At 73.9% G+C, this 20,100-nt stretch carries 15 protein-coding genes and 1 pseudogene; 8 read left to right on the top strand and 8 right to left on the bottom strand.

The window, feature by feature from the left end; genetic code table 11:
* Positions 1-132 precede the first annotated feature (132 nt).
* On the top strand, positions 133-591 hold the full coding sequence (locus BKA00_RS21850; protein ID WP_185027775.1) for an SRPBCC family protein: 459 nt from the start codon (positions 133-135) through the stop codon (positions 589-591).
* A 419-nt stretch (positions 592-1,010) separates the two neighbouring features.
* Positions 1,011-1,685 (top strand): sugar transferase, encoded by a 675-nt coding sequence (locus BKA00_RS21845; RefSeq protein ID WP_185027773.1) that lies wholly within the window; start codon positions 1,011-1,013, stop codon positions 1,683-1,685.
* 302 nt (positions 1,686-1,987) lie between these two features.
* Here the strand turns inward: BKA00_RS21845 and BKA00_RS21840 are convergent.
* The 5 genes and pseudogenes from BKA00_RS21840 to BKA00_RS21820 form a co-directional block, all read right to left on the bottom strand.
* Positions 1,988-2,175: pseudogene (locus BKA00_RS21840) on the bottom strand (hypothetical protein); the annotation flags it as partial.
* A 21-nt stretch (positions 2,176-2,196) separates the two neighbouring features.
* Entirely contained in the window at positions 2,197-3,084 is an 888-nt protein-coding gene (locus BKA00_RS21835; protein ID WP_185027772.1) for an ROK family protein, read from the bottom strand.
* Complete coding sequence (locus BKA00_RS21830) at positions 3,081-3,896, bottom strand: carbohydrate ABC transporter permease (protein ID WP_185027770.1); 816 nt, start codon at positions 3,894-3,896, stop codon at positions 3,081-3,083. The genes BKA00_RS21835 and BKA00_RS21830 overlap by 4 nt, the downstream gene beginning before the upstream one ends.
* A complete protein-coding gene (locus BKA00_RS21825; RefSeq protein WP_230298652.1) occupies positions 3,893-4,837 on the bottom strand; it encodes a carbohydrate ABC transporter permease in 945 nt (314 codons plus the stop codon). Before BKA00_RS21825 ends, BKA00_RS21830 begins: the two co-directional genes overlap by 4 nt.
* Positions 4,838-6,085: an extracellular solute-binding protein gene (locus BKA00_RS21820; RefSeq protein WP_185027768.1), complete on the bottom strand. Its 1,248-nt coding sequence runs from the start codon at positions 6,083-6,085 to the stop codon at positions 4,838-4,840. It lies immediately after the preceding gene.
* 368 nt (positions 6,086-6,453) lie between these two features.
* On the opposite strand from BKA00_RS21820, the gene BKA00_RS21815 reads away from it, so the two are divergent.
* Together BKA00_RS21815 and BKA00_RS21810 are read left to right on the top strand one after the other, a co-directional pair.
* Positions 6,454-7,257: an SRPBCC family protein gene (locus BKA00_RS21815; RefSeq protein WP_185027767.1), complete on the top strand. Its 804-nt coding sequence runs from the start codon at positions 6,454-6,456 to the stop codon at positions 7,255-7,257.
* Between the two features lie 11 nt (positions 7,258-7,268).
* Entirely contained in the window at positions 7,269-8,459 is a 1,191-nt protein-coding gene (locus tag BKA00_RS21810) for an SRPBCC family protein (RefSeq protein ID WP_230298651.1), read from the top strand.
* A gap of 17 nt (positions 8,460-8,476) precedes the next feature.
* Here BKA00_RS21810 and BKA00_RS21805 read toward each other — a convergent pair whose 3' ends face one another.
* Positions 8,477-11,242, bottom strand: coding sequence for an AAA family ATPase (locus tag BKA00_RS21805; RefSeq protein WP_185027765.1), 2,766 nt, complete (start codon positions 11,240-11,242; stop codon positions 8,477-8,479).
* A gap of 277 nt (positions 11,243-11,519) precedes the next feature.
* Here BKA00_RS21805 and BKA00_RS21800 point away from each other — a divergent pair, with 277 nt between their 5' ends.
* The gene (locus tag BKA00_RS21800; RefSeq protein WP_185027763.1) at positions 11,520-12,785 is read left to right on the top strand and encodes a PucR family transcriptional regulator; all 1,266 of its coding nucleotides are present in this window, start codon (positions 11,520-11,522) and stop codon (positions 12,783-12,785) included.
* A 21-nt stretch (positions 12,786-12,806) separates the two neighbouring features.
* Here BKA00_RS21800 and bdeA read toward each other — a convergent pair whose 3' ends face one another.
* The gene (gene bdeA / locus BKA00_RS21795; protein WP_420829691.1) at positions 12,807-13,682 is read right to left on the bottom strand and encodes a bis(hydroxyethyl) terephthalate hydrolase; all 876 of its coding nucleotides are present in this window, start codon (positions 13,680-13,682) and stop codon (positions 12,807-12,809) included.
* Between the two features lie 335 nt (positions 13,683-14,017).
* Between bdeA and BKA00_RS40535 the strand changes: the two genes are divergently transcribed.
* Complete coding sequence (locus BKA00_RS40535; RefSeq protein WP_221493254.1) at positions 14,018-16,144, top strand: sensor histidine kinase; 2,127 nt, start codon at positions 14,018-14,020, stop codon at positions 16,142-16,144.
* Positions 16,145-16,206: 62 nt separating this feature from the next.
* Here BKA00_RS40535 and BKA00_RS21785 read toward each other — a convergent pair whose 3' ends face one another.
* Positions 16,207-16,812, bottom strand: coding sequence for a response regulator transcription factor (locus tag BKA00_RS21785; protein WP_185027758.1), 606 nt, complete (start codon positions 16,810-16,812; stop codon positions 16,207-16,209).
* Between the two features lie 126 nt (positions 16,813-16,938).
* Between BKA00_RS21785 and BKA00_RS21780 the strand changes: the two genes are divergently transcribed.
* Positions 16,939-17,670: an ABC transporter ATP-binding protein gene (locus BKA00_RS21780; protein ID WP_221493253.1), complete on the top strand. Its 732-nt coding sequence runs from the start codon at positions 16,939-16,941 to the stop codon at positions 17,668-17,670.
* Entirely contained in the window at positions 17,670-20,096 is a 2,427-nt protein-coding gene (locus BKA00_RS21775) for an ABC transporter permease (RefSeq protein WP_185027756.1), read from the top strand. Before BKA00_RS21780 ends, BKA00_RS21775 begins: the two co-directional genes overlap by 1 nt.
* The last annotated feature ends 4 nt before the right edge of the window (positions 20,097-20,100 follow it).

Genomic DNA, 20,100 nt, shown 5'->3' with positions numbered 1-20,100 from the left:
TTGGGCGACCTCCTTGCGATCACCCCTGCGGGTGATCGTCGCCGGGGAGACCGCCGCTGTCAAGGCGCGCGACCCGGGACCAGGCGTCCCGGGCGCGGCGGCCGTCCAGGAGGGGCGCCGTAGGGTGGGCGCATGTACTCGACGCGGGTGTCGCGGCACGTGAAGGCCCGGCCTTCGGACGTCTACCGGGCGCTCGTCGACGGGGACGCGATCGTGAAGTGGCGGGTCCCCGACGGCATGACCGGCGAGGTGCACGAGTTCGACGGCCGCGAGGGCGGCGCGTTCCGGATCTCGCTCACCTACGACGCGCCGACCGGCGCCGGCAAGTCGTCGGCGCGCACCGACACCTACCACGGGCGGTTCGTGGAACTCGTGCCCGGCGAGCGCGTGGTCGAGGTGTTCGAGTTCGAAACCGGCGATCCCGCCCTCCAGGGCGAGGTGACGATGACCACGACGCTCACCGAGGTCGACGGGGGCACCGAGGTGCTCGTCGTTCACGAGGGCATGCCCGACACCGTGCCCGCCGCCGACAACGAGACCGGCACGCGAATGGCCTTGGACAGCCTCGCCGAACTCGTCGAGCGGGACTAGATCGCTGAAGTGCTGCCCGCGCCGGTCGCTGAACAGATCACCGCCCGGCATGCCCTGTGGCGCGAGACCGCCCGCCAGCGCGCCGATCTGGCCGCCGCCGACGCCGGCGAGTTTGCCGGGGGAGTCTCGGGAGGGCGCCCACGAACGGCCAGCCTCGCCGCCCCCGCGCGGGCCCTGGTTCCCTCGCCGCCGGACGCGGTCGCCGAACAGGACGCCTGGCAGACCCGCGCGGCCGCTACCTTCCCGGACGATGGCGGGTTGGGCACACGAAACCGCTGGTCAGAAGATCGGCGGCCCGAATCTGCCGGTTTCCGGTGGCACCCCTCGGACGACGGTGTGTTGCCGCCCGGGTATCGGAACGGACGGTGGTTTGTGAGGCGCGCCGGATCAGAGGTGCGCACCAAACCAAAGGGGTAGAAATGCTCTCAACGCAAGAGGCCGTTCGCAGGCTGCAAGACGCACTCGATACGCCACCGTCGACAAGGAAAAGTGGCCCGGACTGGCTTCGCAGTCGGGAGAAGAGAGAATGGGACCTGCGCATCTGTGCGGCGTCCCGACCACTCCTCATGCGCGTGGTGGTCACCGCGGGAACGGTGATCTGGCTCTGGGACTGGAACGCGCCGGTCTTCAAACAGGAAAGAATCGGCCAGTACGGTGACCCTTTCATTATGCGCAAGTGGTGCACGATGAAGGGAGGCCAAGTCACCCCGCCCGGCGAGTACATGCGCAGGAGGACTCTCGACGAGACGTTGAACTGGGTCAACGTGAGTCGGCATGAAATGTCGTGGACCGGGCCGCGTCCGCTGGTGGCAAAGGAGATCTTCCATGATCCACAAGCGTTTCGGTGCGAGCGTGGCCTCACCATGCAAGGCGTCCTTGGTACCACCCGCTTCAACAGGTGGTACCAGTACGGCTACACTCCGTTCCTGCCGGGGCTGTGCAGTACTTTCAGGAGCCACGACTTCCAGCCCGGAACCCCGGAGTACATGAAAGCGCGGGCGGAAGCCAACCTTGAGCACGCGGAAACCGCGACCCCAGAGGGGGACCGCGAGCTCATGACGCAGATGTTCGCGAGGATGACCAACCTCGCGTAGCACGCGCAGTCGAGGAGGTGCGGCTCCGGTCGCGCCCGTCTTCCACGGGGTCGAGCGGCAACTGGTCGGACAGGGGCAGTCCTCACGGCTGTCGCTGACCCCGTCTGGCCGGCCGCTCAGATCGCGGTCGGCCGAGGAGCCGACGTCGGCCGAGTGGAACGTCGACAACCAGGAACAACGGAGCGGCCTCCTCAGGGGGGCCGCTCTAAAAAACAACCCCAGATTTCCCTGAGCGCTCTCCTGCCCTGTAGTCCCTGGACTTGGGCCTTCTCCGGTCAGGTTCTTCCATGGCCCCGCGGTTTGATCAGCTCGGTCTTGTACAAGCCGATCGCCGACTCCATCAAGGCGTTGTCGAGCGCGTCGCCGACGGTGCCGATGGAGGCGTCGATCCCAGCGCCGACCAGATGCGTGGTGAACCGGCAAGAGGTGTATTGGGCGGACTCAACCGGTGGACGCCCTGCGACCCGGCGTCGCTGTGGTGCACCAGGCCGGGCCCTTTCCCATCAGCGATCTAGCCGCCGTTCAGGGCGCGCTGGGCGAGGATCGTCGCACCCTTCACGGCCGCCTGGTCGTCCAGTTGGGTGCGCAGTACGCGGGGCGGGTCGCGGAACTTCAGACGGTCGGCCAGGCGCGATTCGAGGGGGGTCAGGAGCGTGTCCCCGGCGCGGGCGAGGCCGCCGCCCACGACCACCAGGCCCGGGTCCATCAGCAGGGTCGTCACGGCGAGGCCGTCGGCCAGGCAGTCGAGCGCCTCCGACCAGACCCGGCGCGCCTTCTCCTCGCCCCTCCCGGCCCGCGCGATCACCTCTTCGGCCGGGACGCCCTCGCCGTGCCGGCGGGAGATGGAGGCGGCGGAGGCGTAGGTCTCCACGCACCCCCGGTTCCCGCAGGCGCAGGGCTCGCCGCCGGGGCGGACGACGACGTGGCCGATCTCGCCGCTCCAGCCGACCGTCCCCGGGTAGGGGACGCCGTTCAGGACCAGGGCGGCGGCGATGCCGGTCCCGATGGCCACGAAGACGAAGTCGCCCGCCCCGCGGCCCGCGCCGAGCACGGCCTCGGCCAGGCCGCCGGTGCGGACGTCGTGGCCGATGGCGACGGGGATGCCGAGCCGCTCGCGCGCCAGGCGCCGCATCGGCACGTTCCGCCAGCCCGCGTTGGCGGAGTGGACGGCCGTGCCCGTCGCCTCGTCCACGGTGCCGAGCAGGGCGATGCCGGCCGCGCGGGCGGGGGAGCCCAGAGACGCGGCGCGGGCGGCGAGATGGGCGGCGAAGTCGAGGACGCCGCCCACCGGGTCGTTCCGGTCGGTGGGCCGCGACTCGCTCGCCAGGACCTGCCCCTCCTCGCCGGCCAGGGCGGCCTTCATCGTGGTCCCGCCCACGTCCAAACCGATGAGTGTCATTTGACCGATCCCGCCGTCAGGCCGCCGATGAGGTAGCGCTCGATGAAGACGAACAGTACGACGACCGGAATGATCGCGATCAGGGAGGTGGCGAAAAGGTACTGCCAGTGCGCCTGGTACTGGGTCACGAAGGACGGGATTCCGACGGTGAGGGGGCGGCGGTCAGGGGACGCGGTGACCGTCAGCGCCACGATGTACTCGTTCCATGCCGCGATGAACGTGTAGACGATCGCGGTGACCACCCCCGGCATGGAGATGGGCAGGGTCACGCGGGTGAGGGCCCGGACGCGGCCCGCGCCGTCCAGGAACGCGGCCTCCTCCAGCTCCTTCGGGATGCTGGAGAAGTAGCCGTGCAGGATCCAGATGCAGAACGGCAGGTTGAACGCCGCGTTCACGAGGATGAGCGACAGCAGCGTGTCGGTGAGGTCGAGCGCGACCATCTCCCGGTAGATGCCGATCACCAGCGCGGTCGGCGCGAACATCTGCGTGACCAGGACGAGCAGCAGGAACGCCCCGCGCCCCCGGAAGCGGTTGCGGGCCGTGTAGTACGCGGCGGGCATCGCGCAGGCGAGCGTGACCAGGGTGGCGGCCGCCGCGACGGTGAGGGAGACCCGCATGTACGTCCAGACGGGCGCGGCCGACCAGACGTCCGTGAAGTTCGACCACGTCCAGTGCGAGGGCAGGTAGGTGCCGGGCGACCTGGTCAGCTCGCGTTCGGGTTTGAGCGCGGTGACGAACATCTGCAGGTAGGGCAGCAGGAACGCCAGGGCGACCAGCCAGCCGACGCCCGTGAGGACGATCCGGCGCGTCATCGGACCTCCTCCCGCCAGCGTGCCGCGCGCAGGTAGAGCAGCACCATGACGAGGATCAGGGCGAAGTTCACGACCGCCATCGCGCCGGACTCGCCGACGTTCTGGTCGTAGAACGCGAGTTTGTACATGAACGTGGTGGTGGTGTCGGTCTTGCTGCCGGGGCCGCCGCCCGTCATCGCCCAGATGATCGGGAACGAGTTGAAGACGTTGATCACGTTGATGATCGACGCGATGAGCACGGCGGGGCGCAGCAGCGGCAGCGTGATGGCGAAGTAGGTGCGCACGGACCCGGCGCCGTCGACGCGGGCCGCCTCGTACACGTCGGCGGGGATCGTCTGGAGCCCGGCGAGGATGACGAACGAGGTGAACGGCAGCGACACGAACACCGCCACCCACATCATCCACAGCATCGCCTGCCCCGGGTGGGCCAGCCAGTTCACCGGCTCGTCGATCACGTGCAGGTCGAGCAGCACGCGGTTGACCAGGCCGGAGTAGTTGTCCAGCATCCACTTCCAGATCAGCGCCGTCATCAGCACCGACGCCGCCCACGGGACGATGACGGCCCAGCGCACGACGCGGCGGCCGGGGAAGCGCGCGTTCAGCAGCTGGCCGAGCGCGAGCGAGAGCACCATCGTGATGACGACGACGCCGGCGACCCACAGCAGCGTCCGCAGCACGACCGGGACGAGGTCGTCCTCACCGAACAGGTCGGTGTAGTTGCCGCCGCCCCGGTAGCCGAGCGTGACGCCGGACGAGCTGATCTTCTGCAGCGAGGTGCGGACCATCTCGATGACGGGCCACAACACCACGGTCGCGATGAGCGCGAGGGACGGGGCGAGCCACGGCAGCGGCGCGAGGGCGCGCCCGGTCCGCCGGAGGAGGGAGGGGCGGGGGGCCGTCGAGGCGGCGGCCCCCCGCTCTCCGGTCTTCGGATCCCGCACTCAGCCGGCCTTCTCGGCCGTCTTCTGGATCTTGTCCAGGACCTTCTTCGGGTCCTCGCCCGCGGCGGCGGAGCCGAGGTCCTGCTTGACCGCGCCCGCGACCGCCGACCACGCCGGGTTGGACGTCGGCGCGAACTTCGACGTCGGGAGCGCGTCCACGAACTGCTTCATGTAGGGGTCGGCGCTGAGCGCGTCGCCGGCCGACTTCGTCACCGGAAGGAAGCCCTCGGTCTTGAGGAACTTCGAGGTGTTCTCCTTCTGGTAGAAGAAGTCGAGGAACTTCTTGACGGCCTCCTTGTTCTTGCCGCCGTCCTTCTTGAACGCGGCGAGGACGTCCATGACGCCGAGGGTGTTGTGCTCGGTGCCGCTCTTGCTCGGCAGCGGCGCGACGCCGAAGTCCAGCTCCTTGTTCACCGGGTCGATGAACCCGGCCTTGGTGAACGGGCCGCCGATCGCCATGCCGATCTTGCCTTGCGCGAACTGGTTGAACACCGTCTTGCGGTCGGTGGTCTCGGGGTTCGGCTGGGTCAGCCCGGACTTGTTGAGGTCCTTGAGGAAGGCGAGGGTGTCGACGTTGGCCTGCTGGTTGATCGCCCACTTGCCGGACGCGTCGACCCAGCCGCCGCCGTTGTTCATCGCCCACGAGTAGAACTCGGCCTGCGACTCCTCGGGGCCGAGCGGCAGCCCGTACCCGGTCGCGCCCGCCTTCTTGATCTTCTCGGCGTCGGCCCTGACCTCGTCCCAGGTGGCGGGCGGGTCGCTGATGCCGGCCTTCTTGAACAGGGCCTTGTTGTAGAAGAGGAGGCGGGCGCTGGAGATGAACGGCAGGCCGTACTGCGCGCCGTTGTACTGCGCCTGCTGGACGAACGTCGGAGTGAAGTCGCCGAGCGTGCCCGGCGACAGCACCTCGTCGGCCTTGTAGATGAGGCCGTCGCGGGCGAAGTCGGAGAACGCGTTGTAGTTGAGGACGTCCGGAACCTGCTTGGTCTGGACGTAGGTCTTCACCTTGGCGTCCATCTGGGTCCAGTCGACCATCTCCAGGTTGACCTTGTAGCCCGAGTTCTTCGCCTGGAAGTCCTTGATCAGGGCGTCCCAGTAGGGCTTGGTGTTGTCGTCGTAGATCGCGGCGACGAACTTGATGGTCTTGCCGTCGGAGTCGCCTCCCGACGAGCTGCCCTTGCCGCAGCCGCTGACGCCGAGTGCCACGGTCAGGCCCGCGGCGACGACGCCCATGAGGTGCCGTTTCATCTGTCCCCGCCTTCTCCGGCTTTCGCGCATGAAAGATTCTGCGCGGTGTGAACGCCCCCCGAGCACAAACGCGCGCGGTGGGGAAGAAGATAAACACTGGTCCGTACCAGTACAAGGGGCCCGTAAAGCACGAATCTCAACCGTTATGCGAGGTTTCAGAGACGCCGATCTGGTCCGGTGTCCACGCTGGGCTGGTCTGGTCGCCCGGCGGCAGCGTCCCCCGCGTTCGCTCCGGCGGCCTCCGGAGCCGCCGTCCTGATGCGGCCACCTGACTGAGATGTCTCTCATCTTGCCTGCGTCCTGTTTTGCCCCAGCTTGACCGGGTAACCCGGCGCCGTACCCGAGTTGGACGATGAGGTGGACAGGACATGAAACTCCGGACGGGCCCGATCGCGGGCGCGGCCGCCGGCGCCGGCGGGGCGCTGGCCGCGCTCTCGGCGCGGCGCCTGGCACGCCGTGCCCTGGCCGGGCTCGTCACCCGGCTCGAACGGCGGCTCGACCGTGCGGTCCGGCACCTCACCGCGAAGGCGGAGCAGGCCGGCCCGCTCGCCAAGGCCGCCCTGGCCGGGGTAAAGGCGCTGCAGGAGGGCAAGTCGCCCTTCCGCGCGCTGCTGAGCTTCGGCTGGACGGCCCTGAAGGAGACCCTCGCCGGCATCTTCGGGCGGGGGCGGAAGGGGAAGCTGACCAACATCGTCGAGCAGATCGACGTGGGGGCGCCGCGCCGGCTGGTCTACGACCAGTGGACGCGGTTCCAGGACTACCCGTCCTTCATGAAGAAGGTCGTCAGCGTCGACCAGGCCGACGACGCCAAGCTGAACTGGAAGGCGAAGATCTTCTGGTCGGCGCGGACGTGGGAGTCGACGATCAAGGAGCAGGTCCCCGACGAGCACATCGTGTGGCGCTCGAAGGGCCCGAAGGGCCACGCCCACGGGTCGGTCAGCTTCCACGAGCTGTCACCCGACCTGACCCGCGTCCTGCTCGTCCTGGAGTACCACCCCGTCGGCCTGTTCGAGCGGACGGGCAACCTCTGGCGCGCCCAGGGCCGCCGGGCTCGGCTCGAACTGAAGCATTTCCGCCGTCACGTGATGACGCAGGCGCTCCTCCACCCCGACGAGGTGGAGGGCTGGCGCGGCGAGATCCGCGACGGCGAGACCGTCACCAACCCCAAGTGAGGAAGCGGAACATGGCACGCTCGAACCCGATGGGCAAGCTGCCCGTCGGACAGATCGCCAAGAGGCTGCCGATCGGCGGGCGCAAGCGCTCGTCCGGTCTGAGCGCCATCACCAAGGCCCTGCCGGGCGGCCGGGCCGTCGGCACCGCCGGCGGCGTCCTGCTCGGCGCGGGCGCGGCCGTCGCGGCGAGCCGGGCCATCGCCGGCAACCGCGCCGGCCGGGACTCCGACCAGGGCGACCAGGACCAGTCGAAGGCGTCCGACGCCAAGACCGACGCCAAGACCGACGCCAAGACCGGCGCCAAGGACGAGGCCAAGAACGACGCCAAGGCCGACGCCAAGGACACCGACGCCAAGGACTCCAAGGACGCGGGCGGCGAGGACGAGCAGTCCGAGGGCAAGGGCAAGGGCATCTTCGGCAAGCTCAAGGACGTCCTGCCCGGCGGCAACAAGGGCGGCAAGGGCGGCAAGGGCGGCGGGAAGAAGGTGAAGGTCACCAACATCGTCGAGCACATCGACATCGGTGCGCCGTCCCGCCTCGTCTACGACCAGTGGACGCAGTTCCAGGACTACCCGTCCTTCATGAAGAAGGTCGTCAGCGTCGACCAGGCCGACGACACCAAGCTGAACTGGAAGGCCAAGATCTTCTGGTCGGCGCGGACGTGGGAGTCCACGATCGTCGAGCAGGTCCCCGACGAGCACATCGTGTGGCGCTCGAAGGGCCCGAAGGGCCACGTGGACGGGACGGTGAGCTTCCACGAGCTGTCCCCGAACCTGACCCGCGTCCTGGTCGTCCTGGAGTACCACCCGCAGGGCCTCATGGAGCGGACGGGCAACCTCTGGCGCGCCCAGGGCCGCCGGGCTCGGCTCGAACTGAAGCACTTCCGCCGGTACGTGATGACGAACTCGCTGACCCGCGCGGACGAGATCGAGGGCTGGCGCGGCGAGATCCGCGACAGCGAGGTCGTCCGCACGCACGAGGAGGCCATGGAGGAAGAGGAGAAGTCCGGCAAGGGCGGCTCCGCGACCTCGAAGGGCTCCGGGAGCGCCAAGGACTCCAAGGACACGGAGGCCAAGGAGACCGAGGCCAAGGACACCGAGGCCAAGGGCTCCCGGAACGGCCGGAGCACCCGGAGCTCCTCCTCCACCTCCCGCGGCGGCAAGGCCGACGACCGCGAGGAGGAGTACGAGAAGGCCCGCTGACCCGGCGACCGGCCGGATCAGCGGATCAGCCGGGCCAGCTCGACGCGCGAGCGGATCCCGAGACGGGTGAAGACGTTGCGGAGATGGTGGTCGATCGTCCGCGGGCTGAGCAGCAGGCGCGCAGCGATCTCCCGGTTGGTGGCCCCCTCGGCGGCCATCCGGGCGATGTGCGCCTGCTGCGCGGTGAGCTTGCCGAACCCGCTCGCCGCCCGCGGCGCGGTCTCCCCGGCGGCGCGCAGCTCGGCTCGGGCCCGCCCCGTCCACGGGGCGGCGCCGTAGCGCTCGAAGACGCGCAGCGCGGCGCGCAGGTGCTCGCGGGCGGCGCGAGGGCGTCGCCCGCGCCGCAGCCGGTGCCCGAACAGCAGCTCCGTGCGGGCCAGCTCGAACACGGCGCCGGCGGCCTCGTGCAGGCGGAGGGCCTCGGTGAAGTGCTCCTCCGCCTCGTCGTCGCAGTCGGCCAGCAGGGCCAGGCAGCGGCGGCCGAGCGCCGCCGGCCCCGCCGGCGAGCCGATCCCGTCCACCCAGCGGCGGAAGTGCTCGTAGGCGCCGGCGGCCGGCTCGTGCTCGCCGGTGCGGACCAGCGCCTCCACCAGGTGGGGGACGGCGAGGAGCCGCGCCGGCGGATGCGCGAGCCCGGCCCCGCCCGGCAGGCGCAGCCGCGCGGCCGCGTCGGCGGGCCGGTCCGCGGCGAGGTCGAGGCACGCGGGCGCCCACGACCCGAGGGCGGCCGCGCGGGTGAGGCCGCGCTCGTCGGCGGTGCCGGTGAGCTGTTCCAGCAGCTCGCGCGTCCTGGCCTCGTCGCCGTTGAACGCGGCGGTGAGGGCCAGGGTGGCGAGCTGCTCGGTGGTATGCCCGTGCAGGCGGGTGGCGCGGGCCAGACGCAGGCCGTCGTGGCAGGCGGCGATCGGCGCGGGGGGATGCCCGAGCAGCGCCTCGCAGCGCCCGGCGGCCACGAGCGCGAACGACTCGGCGGGCGCGTCGCCCGACCGCCGGGCCGACGCGACCGCCTCGGCGGCCAGCGAGCGGGCGCGGGAGCCGTCCCCGAGGGCGAGGGCCGAGAGCGCGGCCCACGCCCGCGCGGCGGGGTCCGCCACGTCCGCGCCGAGGCGCACGGCGTGCCCGAGCCGTTCCGCGGCCTCCCGGTACCGGCCGCGGATCAGGGCCGCGACGCCGCCGAGGCGGGCGAGCAGCAGCTCGGTGCGCGGGCCGGGCGCGGCGGCCTCCAGCGCGCGGGCACGCTCGGCGATCTCCAGGTGGGCGCGGTGGTCGCCGGACGCGTCGGCGGCCTCCGCGGCCCACACCAGCGCGTCCAGCGCCGCCCCGGCGTCCGCTCCGGCGAGCCGCTCGGCCGCGTCGCGCAGCACGGCGACCGCGGCCGCGGGGGAGCCCGCCGCCGTCTCGATCTCGCCGCGCAGGGCGGCGGCGCGCGCGATGCGGGCGCCGTCGCAGCCGCGCGGGCGGACCTGGCGGAGCATGGCGCGGGCCCGCCGCGAGCGTCCGCTCGCCCAGGCGTCCCCGGCGGCGGCCAGGTACCGGTCCGTCCGCGCGCCGTGCTCGACGGTCAGGGCCGCGGCGCGCTGCCACATCCGCCATGAGTCGGCGTACCGGCCCGCCCGCCGGGCCGCGGCCGCCGTCCCCGCCAGCTCGGCGGCGAGCCGGTCGTCGGGCTCGCCCGCCACGGCCGCGCGGTGCCAGAGCCGCCGCGGCCGCTGCCACTCCTGGACCAGGACGCCGGCGAGCAGCGTGTGCGCGTCCCGCCGCTCCTCGCGCGTCGCGTCCGCCCACAGCGAGGACCGGACGAGCCGGTTGCGGACCGCGACCCCGTCGCCCTCGAACCGCAGCAGCCCCGACTCGCGGGCCGCGTCGAGGTCGCCGCCGCCGATGCCGTCCGCCCGCGCGGCCCGCTCCATCGTCGCGGCGCCGAGCCATTCCTCCGCCACGGTCATCAGCACCAGGCGCCGCGCCCCGGAGGGGAGCGCCCGGTAGCGGCTCCGGTGCAGGGCGCGCAGGGAACTGGACGGGGGCAGCGCCCGCGGGGGCGGCGCGGCGCCCGACAGCTGCCCGGACGTCAGCGCGCCGGCCAGCTCCCGGATCGCCAGGGGCCGGCCGCAGGCCAGATCGACGATCTCCTCGGTCAGGTCGCCGCCCGCCGAGCCGTCCAGGCAGCTGTCGGGCGCCGCGCCGCCGAGCGCGTCGCGCAGCACGCGCCGGCTCGCGTCCTCGGCCAGCGGCGCGAGCCGCAGCCGCCGGATGCCGGCGAGCGCGCCCGCGTCCGGCTCGCCGTCGCGGACGGAGAGCAGCACCGCCACGGGCTCGTCCTCGACCCGCCGCGCCGCGAACGCCAGGACTTCCAGCGAGCCGGCGTCGAGCCGGTGGACGTCGTCGGCCCAGCACAGCACGGGCCCCTTCCGCGCGGCCCGTCCCAGCAGCTCGCACACCGCCGTGAACAGCACGAACGGCTCGGCGCGCGGCGCGCCGGACAGGATCGCGGAGAGGGCGTCGCGGTGTGCCGGCGGCAGCTGCGCGACCTGCTCGGACAGCGGGCGCAGCAGCCGGTGCAGCCCCGCGTACGGGACGCCGGTCTCGCCCGGCACCCCGGTCGTGCCGAGCGTGCGCGTGTTCGCCCCGGCGCCGCGCACGGCGGCCTCCAGGAGGGCCGTCCGGCCGACCCCGGCGTCCCCGGTGATCACCAGGGCGCCGCCGTGCCCGTCCCGGGCCCGGTCGAGCATCGCCTCGATCGCCTGGAGGTCGCGTTCGCGTCCGTGCAGCCGTTCGTGTGTCATGCCGGTCCCTCCTCGGCGGGAACCACCCTCGCCCGCGAGCCGTGGGGAGGCCCTATTGGACGGGGTCTCAAAAGGGAAGGGGACCCTAGGGCAACACGGGCACCCCGCACCGGTCCAGAGCGGCCTCCGGTTTCGGGGACGCGGCGCAATCCGGGGCGGCGGCGGTTGTGACCGCGCACAGTGTCGGCGTCCCACGATGGCCCGTGCGCCTCCACGGTGGCACGATGAGGCCCCCGCGTTGTGCGGGGGGAGCGCCCTGTGCTGGAGGTGGCCCGCGATGAACGTCGGCCAGGTGGACGCCGATCGCACGATCATGCGCAAGGCGGTGCTGCGGCTCGCGGACCGGTTGCCCGACCTCGCCGACCGGCTCACCGCCGAGATCCTCTCCGGTGACCGCGGCGACCGCGACGACGCCTTCCGCCACGACGTGTGGGAGATGTGCCATACCGGCCTCGGGCACGGCTTCAAGACGATCCTCGACCCGGACCGCGGCCGCGCCGACCTGGAGTGGGCGCGGCGGCTCGGGCAGCGGCGCGCGCACCAGGGGCAGCCGCTCGACCAGCTGCTGCGCTCCTACCGGCTCGCCGGGCGGGTGTTCTGGGAGGCCGTCGTGGAGGTCGTCGGCCGGCACGACCCGGAGAACGTCGCGGCGCTGATCCGGCAGGCGACCCGCACCTGGGACACGATCGACCAGCAGTCCGGCGCGGCGGCCGCCGCCTACCACCGCACCGAGCTCGACCTCGCGCGGCGCAGCGAGGAGCGCGTCCAGGCGATCGTGGACGCCCTGCTGGACGGGCAGGGCGCCGACGGCGGGCTGCTCGCGACCGCGACGTCCGTCCTCGGGCTGCCGGCGACCGGCCGCTACGCCGTGGTGATGCTCGGCGCGGAGGGCGGCTTCGGCGACGGCGTGAACCGGCGGCCCGGCGACACCGGCGGGATGCGGTTCATCTGGCGGCTGCGCACCGACGCGCAGGTGGCGCAGGTGGCGCTGGTCGCGCTCGGCGCCGCGGAGCTCGACGACCTCGTCGACGCCGTCCGCCCCTACGCCCGGTCGCACGCCGGCGTGAGCCCGGTCGTGGGCAACCTCGCCGAGCTCGGCGGCGCCCGCTGGTTCGCCGAGCTGGCGCTGCGGACGTGCCGCGGACCCGGGAACCAGATCGCCCGCCTGGACCGCCGGCTCCCCGACGCCCTCGTGCTGTCCCAGCCCCGCCTCGCCGGCCGCCTCGGGGAGGTCGCGCTCGGCGGGCTCGGGGACGTCGACCCCGGGTTCCGCGAGGCCCTGCTGACGACGCTGGAGACCTGGCTGGAGTGCGGCGGCTCGGCCGCCCGCGCGGCCGACCGGCTGTTCTGCCACCGCAACACCGTCCTCAACCGGCTCCGCAGGATCGAGCGGCTCACCGGGCGGACCCTCACCCGGCCCGGCGACCTGGTCGAGCTCGTCCTCGCGCTGAGCGCTCTGCGGCTGCACGGCCCCGGGGACGCCGCGCCCGGCCCGAACGCCGAGGGGCCGCCCGCGCGGGGAGGCGGGCGGCCCGGTCGGTAGGGGGCCGGTCGGCGACCGGGGTCAGGAGTTCGGGCAGGTGTCCCGGTACTCGGAGATGGTGAGGTCGCGCGAGGGCGCCGGGCACAGGAACTGGTCGTAGCGGGTGTCGTTGTCGATGTACCGCTTGAGCCAGGAGATGCTGTACTTCGCGATCGTCGTGTTCGAGGTGTTGGGCGCGAAGTGGCTGGCGCCCGCCAGCTCCAGGTACGCCTTCTCCGACGCCGCCGGGATGCTCTCGTAGAACGGCTGGGAGTGCGTGGCGACCGGCGCGACCGTGTCCGCCTGCGCACCGATGACCATGGTGGGGACGCGCACGTCCGAGAAGTTCTTCTGCAGGTCCCAGGGCGTGAGCGGGATCGCGGCCTGAAGCTGCGGGCGGTCCTCGGCGGCCTCCAGCGTCCCGCCGCCGCCCATCGAGTGGCCCATCACGCCGAGCCGGGTCGTGTCGATGCGGGTCCGGACGGTGCTGCGCTGCGTGAGGTAGTCGAGCGCCGCCTCCAGTTGCCGGGCGCGGCTGTCGGGCTGGTCGAGTCGGGTGAGGGTGTCGATCGTGAAGATGACGAACCCCTGCGAGGCGAGCCGCGGCCCGAGCCAGGCCATGCTCGTCTGGTCGGCGGTGTAGCCGGGCGCCACCGCGACCGCGCCGAAGGTCCCCTCGGCGGTGCTGGTCGGGTAGTAGATCGTCCCGCCGCCGAAGCCGGTGACGCCGAGGGACGACACGCTCGTCTGGGACGTGGCGAACGGGCCGCGCAGGGCCTCGATGCTCTGCTGCGTCGGGGCGGGGCCGCGCTCGTAGGGATTGTCGGCTGCCCGGGCGGTCTGGGGGACGGCGATGGCGGCCGCGGTCAGCGCGGCGGCCAGCGCCGTCTTCGCCGCGCGTGCGGTGAGGGTGGGCACGTCGTTTCGCTCCTGTTCCGGGGGGCGGAGCCGGATGGCCGGCTCCGGAAACGGGACGGGGCCGGTCAACCGGCTCCGGGACGCACATTCTCGGCACGCACCGCGTTCCGGAACATCGGCGAAATCACCGGTCATCGCGGGACGACCGCCCTGACCGGCCGGAAGAGTCGCGGACTCCGGGGCCGGCGCGGTAGCGGCGGGGCCTCCCCGGGGTTCGGAGCCGTACGCACCGGCTCGTACCCTGGCACCCGCCGCCGCGGCCCGGACTCGCGGGCGCGGGCGGCGGGGACGGCGGCCCTCGGGAAAGGAAGCGGGGGCCGGGAAGCGGGGGACGGGTGGCAGGGGCGGTACCGGCGGGGCCGCGGTCGGCACGGGTGATCGTCGGGCTGGTGCTCGCCTCGTTCGCCGCGGTGTACGCGCTGGCGGCGCCCTCGCGGACGGAGGGAGCCGCGCGGGCGGCCGCGGCGACCGCCCTCGTGTCGGTGGTGCTGCTGGTCCAGTTCGTCCGGGTCGTGCCGCGCTGGCGGAGATGGCGCGGCGGGTGGAGCCTGCCCGTCCAGGCGGCGGCCGCCTACACGGGCGTCATCGCGTTCGGGACGTCGGCGGGGATCCTCGGCTTCGTCGTGGGGTCGCTGCTGCTCGCGGGCGCCTGGCCGGCCGCCGCCTGCGTCCTGGCGAGCGCGGCGCTCGCGGACGCCCTGCGCGGCGGCGCGAGCGCCGACGTCACGATCACCTGCCTGCTGACCGGGCTCGTGGTCTACGGGCTGGTGCGGCTGGCGGACCGGGCGGACGACGTCGCGGCGGCCCGGCTGCCCCTCACCGTGGCGGCCGTGGAGCGGGAGCGGCTGCGGATCGCGGCGGAACTGGACGCCGGGCTCGGCGACGGCCTCCGGGCGATCTCGGCCGGCAGCCGGCGCGCCCTCGACCGCCCGGAGGCCGTCGCGGACGTGCTGGCGGTGGCCAGGGAGTCGCTGAACAGGGCGCGCACCGCCGCGGTGGGCCTGCGGAGCATGTCGCTGGCCCCCGAGATGGCGGCGGCGCGGGCGCTGCTGGAGGCGGCCGACGTCCGGGCCGAGGTGCGCGAGGGGCACCGCGAGCCGCTCGGCCCGGCCGGGGCGCTGCTGGCCACGGTGCTGCGCGAGGCGGTCACGGACGTGGTCCGCGCCGGCTCCGCGCGGACCTGCCTGATCGCCACGTCGGAGCGGGACGGCCTGGTCGTGCTGCGGGTGGTCAACGACGGCGTCCGCACGGCCGAGCGCGGCGCGGACGGGCTGGAGGCGGCGGCGGGGCGGGTGCGCGCGGCGGGCGGAACCTTCTCGGCGGGCCTGGACGGGGACGGCCGGTTCGCGGTGGAGGCGGCCGTCGCGGCGGGGGACCGCACCGTGAGCCTGCCCGACCGGGCGGCCTACCGGCTCTCGCTCGCGCTGCTGGCCGCGGTCCTGGCGGGGTTCTCGGTCAAGGGGCTGCTGCTGGTCCCGTGGGGGCCGCTGTGGCCGGCCGCCGCCGCGGGGCTGGCGCTGATCTCGGCGGTGCAGCTGCTCTGGGCCGGGCGGGGACGGCCCGCGTGGTGGCCGCCCGTCCTGGCGGTCCTCTGCTACGCCCCCCTCGCCGTCTTCGGAAAGGCGTGGCTGGGTGCGGCCGGGTTCCTCGCCGGGACGTTCCTGGTCGGACTCCCGGCCTGGGCCGGCGTCCCGCTCGTGGCGGGGTGCATGGCGGCGACGGGCGCCGCGGCGCGGGTCCTCGGGCTCGGCGCGGCGGCCGTCGCCAACTACGTGATCAGCACGCTGGTGACGGGCCTGGTGGTGTACGGGCTCGTCCGGCTGGCGCGGCTGGTGCGGGACCTGCGGGCGGCGGGCGAGGAGCTGGCGAGGGCGGCGACCGTCCAGGAGCGGCTGCGGGCCTCGCGGGACCTGCACGACCTGCTCGGGCACAGCCTGGCGGCGATCCTGCTCAGGTGCGAGCTCGCCCGCCGGCTCGCCGAGGCGGACCCGGACCGCTCCCGCGCGGAGCTCGCCGAGGTCGTCGCGATGGCCGAGCAGGCCCGCGCCGACCTGCGCACCGCGACCGGCGGCGACGCCGAGCTCGCGCTGGACGGGGAGGCGGCGTCCGCCCGGTCGGTGCTCGCGGCCGCCGGGGTGGAGGTCGAGACCGACCTCGGGCACGGGGACCTGGACGCGAACGCGTCGGCGGTGCTCGGCACGGTCCTGCGCGAGGCGGTGACCAACGTGCTCCGCCACAGCGCCGCCACCCGCTGCACCATCGCGACCGGACGGGACGGCGGCGCCGTCTGGCTGGTCGTGGAGAACGACGGCCTCGACCCGGCGGCCCCCCGGACCCCGCCCGGCGCCGGCATAGGCAACCTGACAACCCGCCTGGCCGCAAGGAACGGAACCCTGACAGCCCGAGCAGACGGAGACGGAAGCTTCCGCGTGATGGCCACCACCCCCGCCGACGAACGTTGACTTGCGGCGTGTTGCCCTTATCGGGGCTCGCATAAGGGCAACACGCCGCAAGTCGACGGGGGTTAGAGCCAGCCTGCTTCGCTGGCTATGCGGGCGGCGTCTACCCGGTTTCTCGCGTTTAGCTTTGTTACGGCGGCTGTTAGGTAGTTGCGCACTGTTCCTGCTGAGAGGTGGAGGCGCCCGGCGATCTCCGGGGCCTCCGCGCCCTCCGCCGCCAGCCGCAGCACGTCGGTCTCGCGCGGGGTGAGCGGGTTGTCGGCGAGGTCCCAGGCGGTGAGCGCGAGGTTCGGGTCGAGGACGCGCTCCCCGGCGGCGACCTTGCGGATGCCGGCGGCCAGTTCCTCGGGCGGCGCCGTCTTCAGCAGGAAGCCGCGGACGCCCGCCGTCAGGGCGCGGCGCAGGTGACCGGGTTTGCCGTGCCCGGTGAGCATCAGCGTCGCGATGTCCGGGACGGCCTCGCGCAGCGCCGCCGCGGCCGCGAGGCCGTCCAGGCCCGGCATGTCGATGTCCAGCACGGCGACGTCGGGACGGGCCGAGCGGGCCGCGGGCAGCACCTCGTCCCCGCGCTCGACCTCGGCGACCACGGTCAGGTCGGGTTCGAGCCCCAGCAGGGTGGCGAGGGCGCCGCGCACCACGTGGTGGTCGTCGGCGAGAAGCACCTTGATCACGGCATATGTCTACCAGCCGCCGCCGACCGCCCCGGACGGCGTCACGCCCGGACCCATGACGAGGTCACGGGTGGCCGGTGATCTCCTCTCTGGCGGCCGGAACCGCAGGTCACAAGACTTGAGGGCATGAACGACGCGGTGCGCATGGACGCGGTGAGCAAGGTCTACGGACGGGGCAGGGGAGCGGTGGCGGCGCTGCGGGAGGTGTCGGCGACCCTCCCACGGGGCCGCCTCACGGCGGTGATGGGGCCGTCCGGCTCGGGCAAGAGCACGTTCCTGCACTGCGCCGCGGGCCTCGACACGCCCACGTCCGGCACGGTCCGGCTGGGGGACACCGAGCTGTCCTCCATGAACGAGACGAAGCTGACCGAGCTGCGCAGGCGGCGCGTCGGCTTCGTGTTCCAGGCGTTCAACCTGGTGTCGTCCCTGACCGTGGAGCAGAACATCATCCTTCCGCTGCGCCTGTCGCGCACGCGCCCGGACAAGGCGTGGCTCACCGAGGTGGTCGCCCGCGTCGGGCTGGCGGACCGGACCGGGCACCGGCCCGGGCAGCTGTCCGGCGGGCAGCAGCAGCGGGTCGCGATCGCCCGGGCCCTGGTGACGCGCCCGGACGTCGTGTTCGGGGACGAGCCCACGGGCGCGCTCGACACGATGACGGCCCGGGACGTCCTGACGCTGCTGCGCGAGACCGTGGACGGCATGGGCCAGACGGTCGTGATGGTCACGCACGACCCGGTCGCCGCCTCCTACGCCGACACGGTGCTGTTCCTGGCGGACGGGCGGATCGTCGACTCGATGGACGCCCCGTCCAGCGACAAGGTCGCCGCCCGCATGACCCGGCTTGGAGCGTGGAAGTGATGTTCGGAATCGTGCTCAGCACCCTGCGCCATCGCAAGGCGGGCTTCGCGGGGGCGTTCGCGGCGCTGCTGTGCGCGGCGGCCCTGATCTGCGCGTGCGGCGTCCTGCTCGACACCGGCCTGCGCGGCTCCGTCGCCCCGGAACGGTACGCGGGGGCGCCGGTCGTCGTCACCGGCGACCAGGCCGTCCACAAGGTGATCGTGAAGAAGAAGGGCAAGCGCAAGCACAAGGCCAAGCCGCTCGCCGAACGCGTGTGGCTGCCCGCCTCCGTCGCCGCGAGGGTCCGGGCGGCGGACGGCGTCCGCGACGTCGTCACCGAGGTGACGTTCCCCGCCGAGATCGGCGCCCCCGAGGACGACCGCCCGTCCTGGGGCCACGGGTGGGAGTCCGCCGCGCTCACCCCGTTCACCCTCCGCGAGGGCCGCGCCCCGGCGGCGGACGACGAGATCGTCGTCGACGCCGCCACGGCGCGCGCCCGCCGCCTGCGCCCGGGCACGGCGGTGCGGGTCGAGTCCGCCGTCCCCGGCACCTACCGCGTCGTGGGCGTGACCCGGCAGGCGCTCGCCCACCAGACCGCCGTCTTCTTCTCGACGGCCCAGGCGGCCCGCCTGTCCGGCCGCGGCGGCATGGTCACCGCCGTCGGCGCCCACGGCCCCGCCGGGGCCGTGGAGAAGGCCGTGCGCGGCACCGGGGCGACCGTCCACACCGGCGGCGACCGGGGCCGGGCGGAGTTCCTCGGCGCGGAGAACGCGCGCGTCAAGCTCATCTCCCTGGGCGGCGCCCTCGGCGGGACGGCCCTGCTCGTCGCCGTCCTCGTGGTGTCCGGGACGTTCGCGCTGTCGGTGCGGCAGCGGGAGCGCGAGATCGCGCTGCTGCGGGCGGTCGCCGCGACGCCGCGGCAGGTCCGCCGGATGATCGGGGGCGAGGCGCTGCTGGTCGGCCTCGTCGCGGGACCGCTCGGCGCGGCGGCCGGGCTGCCGCTGGCGTTCCGGCTGCGGGACGAGTTCCGCGGGCTCGGCGCCCTCCCGCCCAACCTGGACCTCGTCGTCGGCCCCTTTCCGCCGCTCGCCGCCGCGCTCGCCACCGTCCTCGCGGCCGTGGCCGCCGCCCGGATCACCGCCCGCGGCGCCGCCCGGGTCCGCCCCGTCGAGGCCCTCGGCGAGGCGGCGACGGGCCGCGCCCGGCTCGGCGCCGTCCGGACCGCGGCCGGGCTGGCCGTCGCGGCCGGGGCCGCCGCCCTGACGGTGCTGCTGGCGCACCTCGACACGGAGGCGGCCTCCAGCCCGGTGACGATGCTGACCGCGATCGTCTGGACCGCGGCCGCCGCGCTCCTCGGCCCGGCCGTCGTCCGGGCCGCGGTCGCCGCGCTCGCCGTCCCGCTCCGGCTCCTGCCTGGCGGCGGGCACCTGGCGGCGGCCAACCTCGCCGCGTCCGCGCGCCGCCTGGCCTCCGTCGTCACCCCGCTGACGCTGATGATCGGGCTGACCTCGACGATCCTGTTCACGCAGACGACGATCGGCCACGCCGCGACCCGGCAGGCGCGCGAGGGCACGGTCGCCGCGCACGCCGCCGGTCCGGTGGTCCCGCACGGCACCGCCGAACGGATCCGGCGGACGCCCGGCGTCACCGCCGTGACCGAGGTCCTGCACGGCACCGTCCGGGTCGGCCTGGAGAACTACGGCGTCCAAGGCGTGACGCCGGAGGGCCTCGACCGCACCATGGACCTGGACGTCCGGGCCGGGTCGCTCGCCCGCCTGGACGCCTCCGGCATCGCGGTCGGCGCCACCGCCGCCCGGCGGCTCGGCGTCCGGCCGGGGGACCGGCTGCCGCTCACCCTCGGGGATGGCACGCCGTTCGCCCCCACCGTGGTCGCGGTCTACGGGCGCGGCCTCGGCTTCGGCGACCTCACCGTCGACCGCGACCTGCTGGCCGCCCATGTCGACGACCCCCGCGGCACGCTGCTGATCGCGGGCACCCCGCCGCGCGGGCTCCCGGTCGCGGCCCCGGGCGCCCTCGCCGAGGCCCGGACGGCCGGGAACGCGGAGGTCGCCTACGTCGCCATGGGGCTGATCATCGCGTTCACCGCGATCGCCGTGGTGAACACCCTCGCGATGGCCACCGCCGGCCGGTCCCGCGAGTTCGCCGTGCTGCGCCTCGTCGGGACGACCCGGCGCCAGGTGATGGCGATGCTCGGGTGGGAGACGCTGGCCGTCGTCGTCATCGCCGCCGTCCTCGGCACCGCGATCGCCCTCGCCGCGCTCACCGCGTTCGGCGCGGGCATGACGGACGGGCCCCCGCACGTCCCTCCCCTCGGCCACCTGGGGGTCCTCGGCTGGGGCCTGCTGCTCGCCGCGGCCGCGACCTTCCCCGCCGCGCGCCTCGCCATGGCCGCCCGCCCCGCCGACGCCGTCGGCGCCCGCGAGTGACCTC

Origin of the sequence: Actinomadura coerulea (assembly GCF_014208105.1) — a bacterium.
GTDB lineage: Bacteria > Actinomycetota > Actinomycetes > Streptosporangiales > Streptosporangiaceae > Spirillospora > Spirillospora coerulea.
The sequence above is the reverse complement of the archived record's forward strand: the minus strand, read 5'-3'. Positions and strand labels throughout refer to the sequence as shown.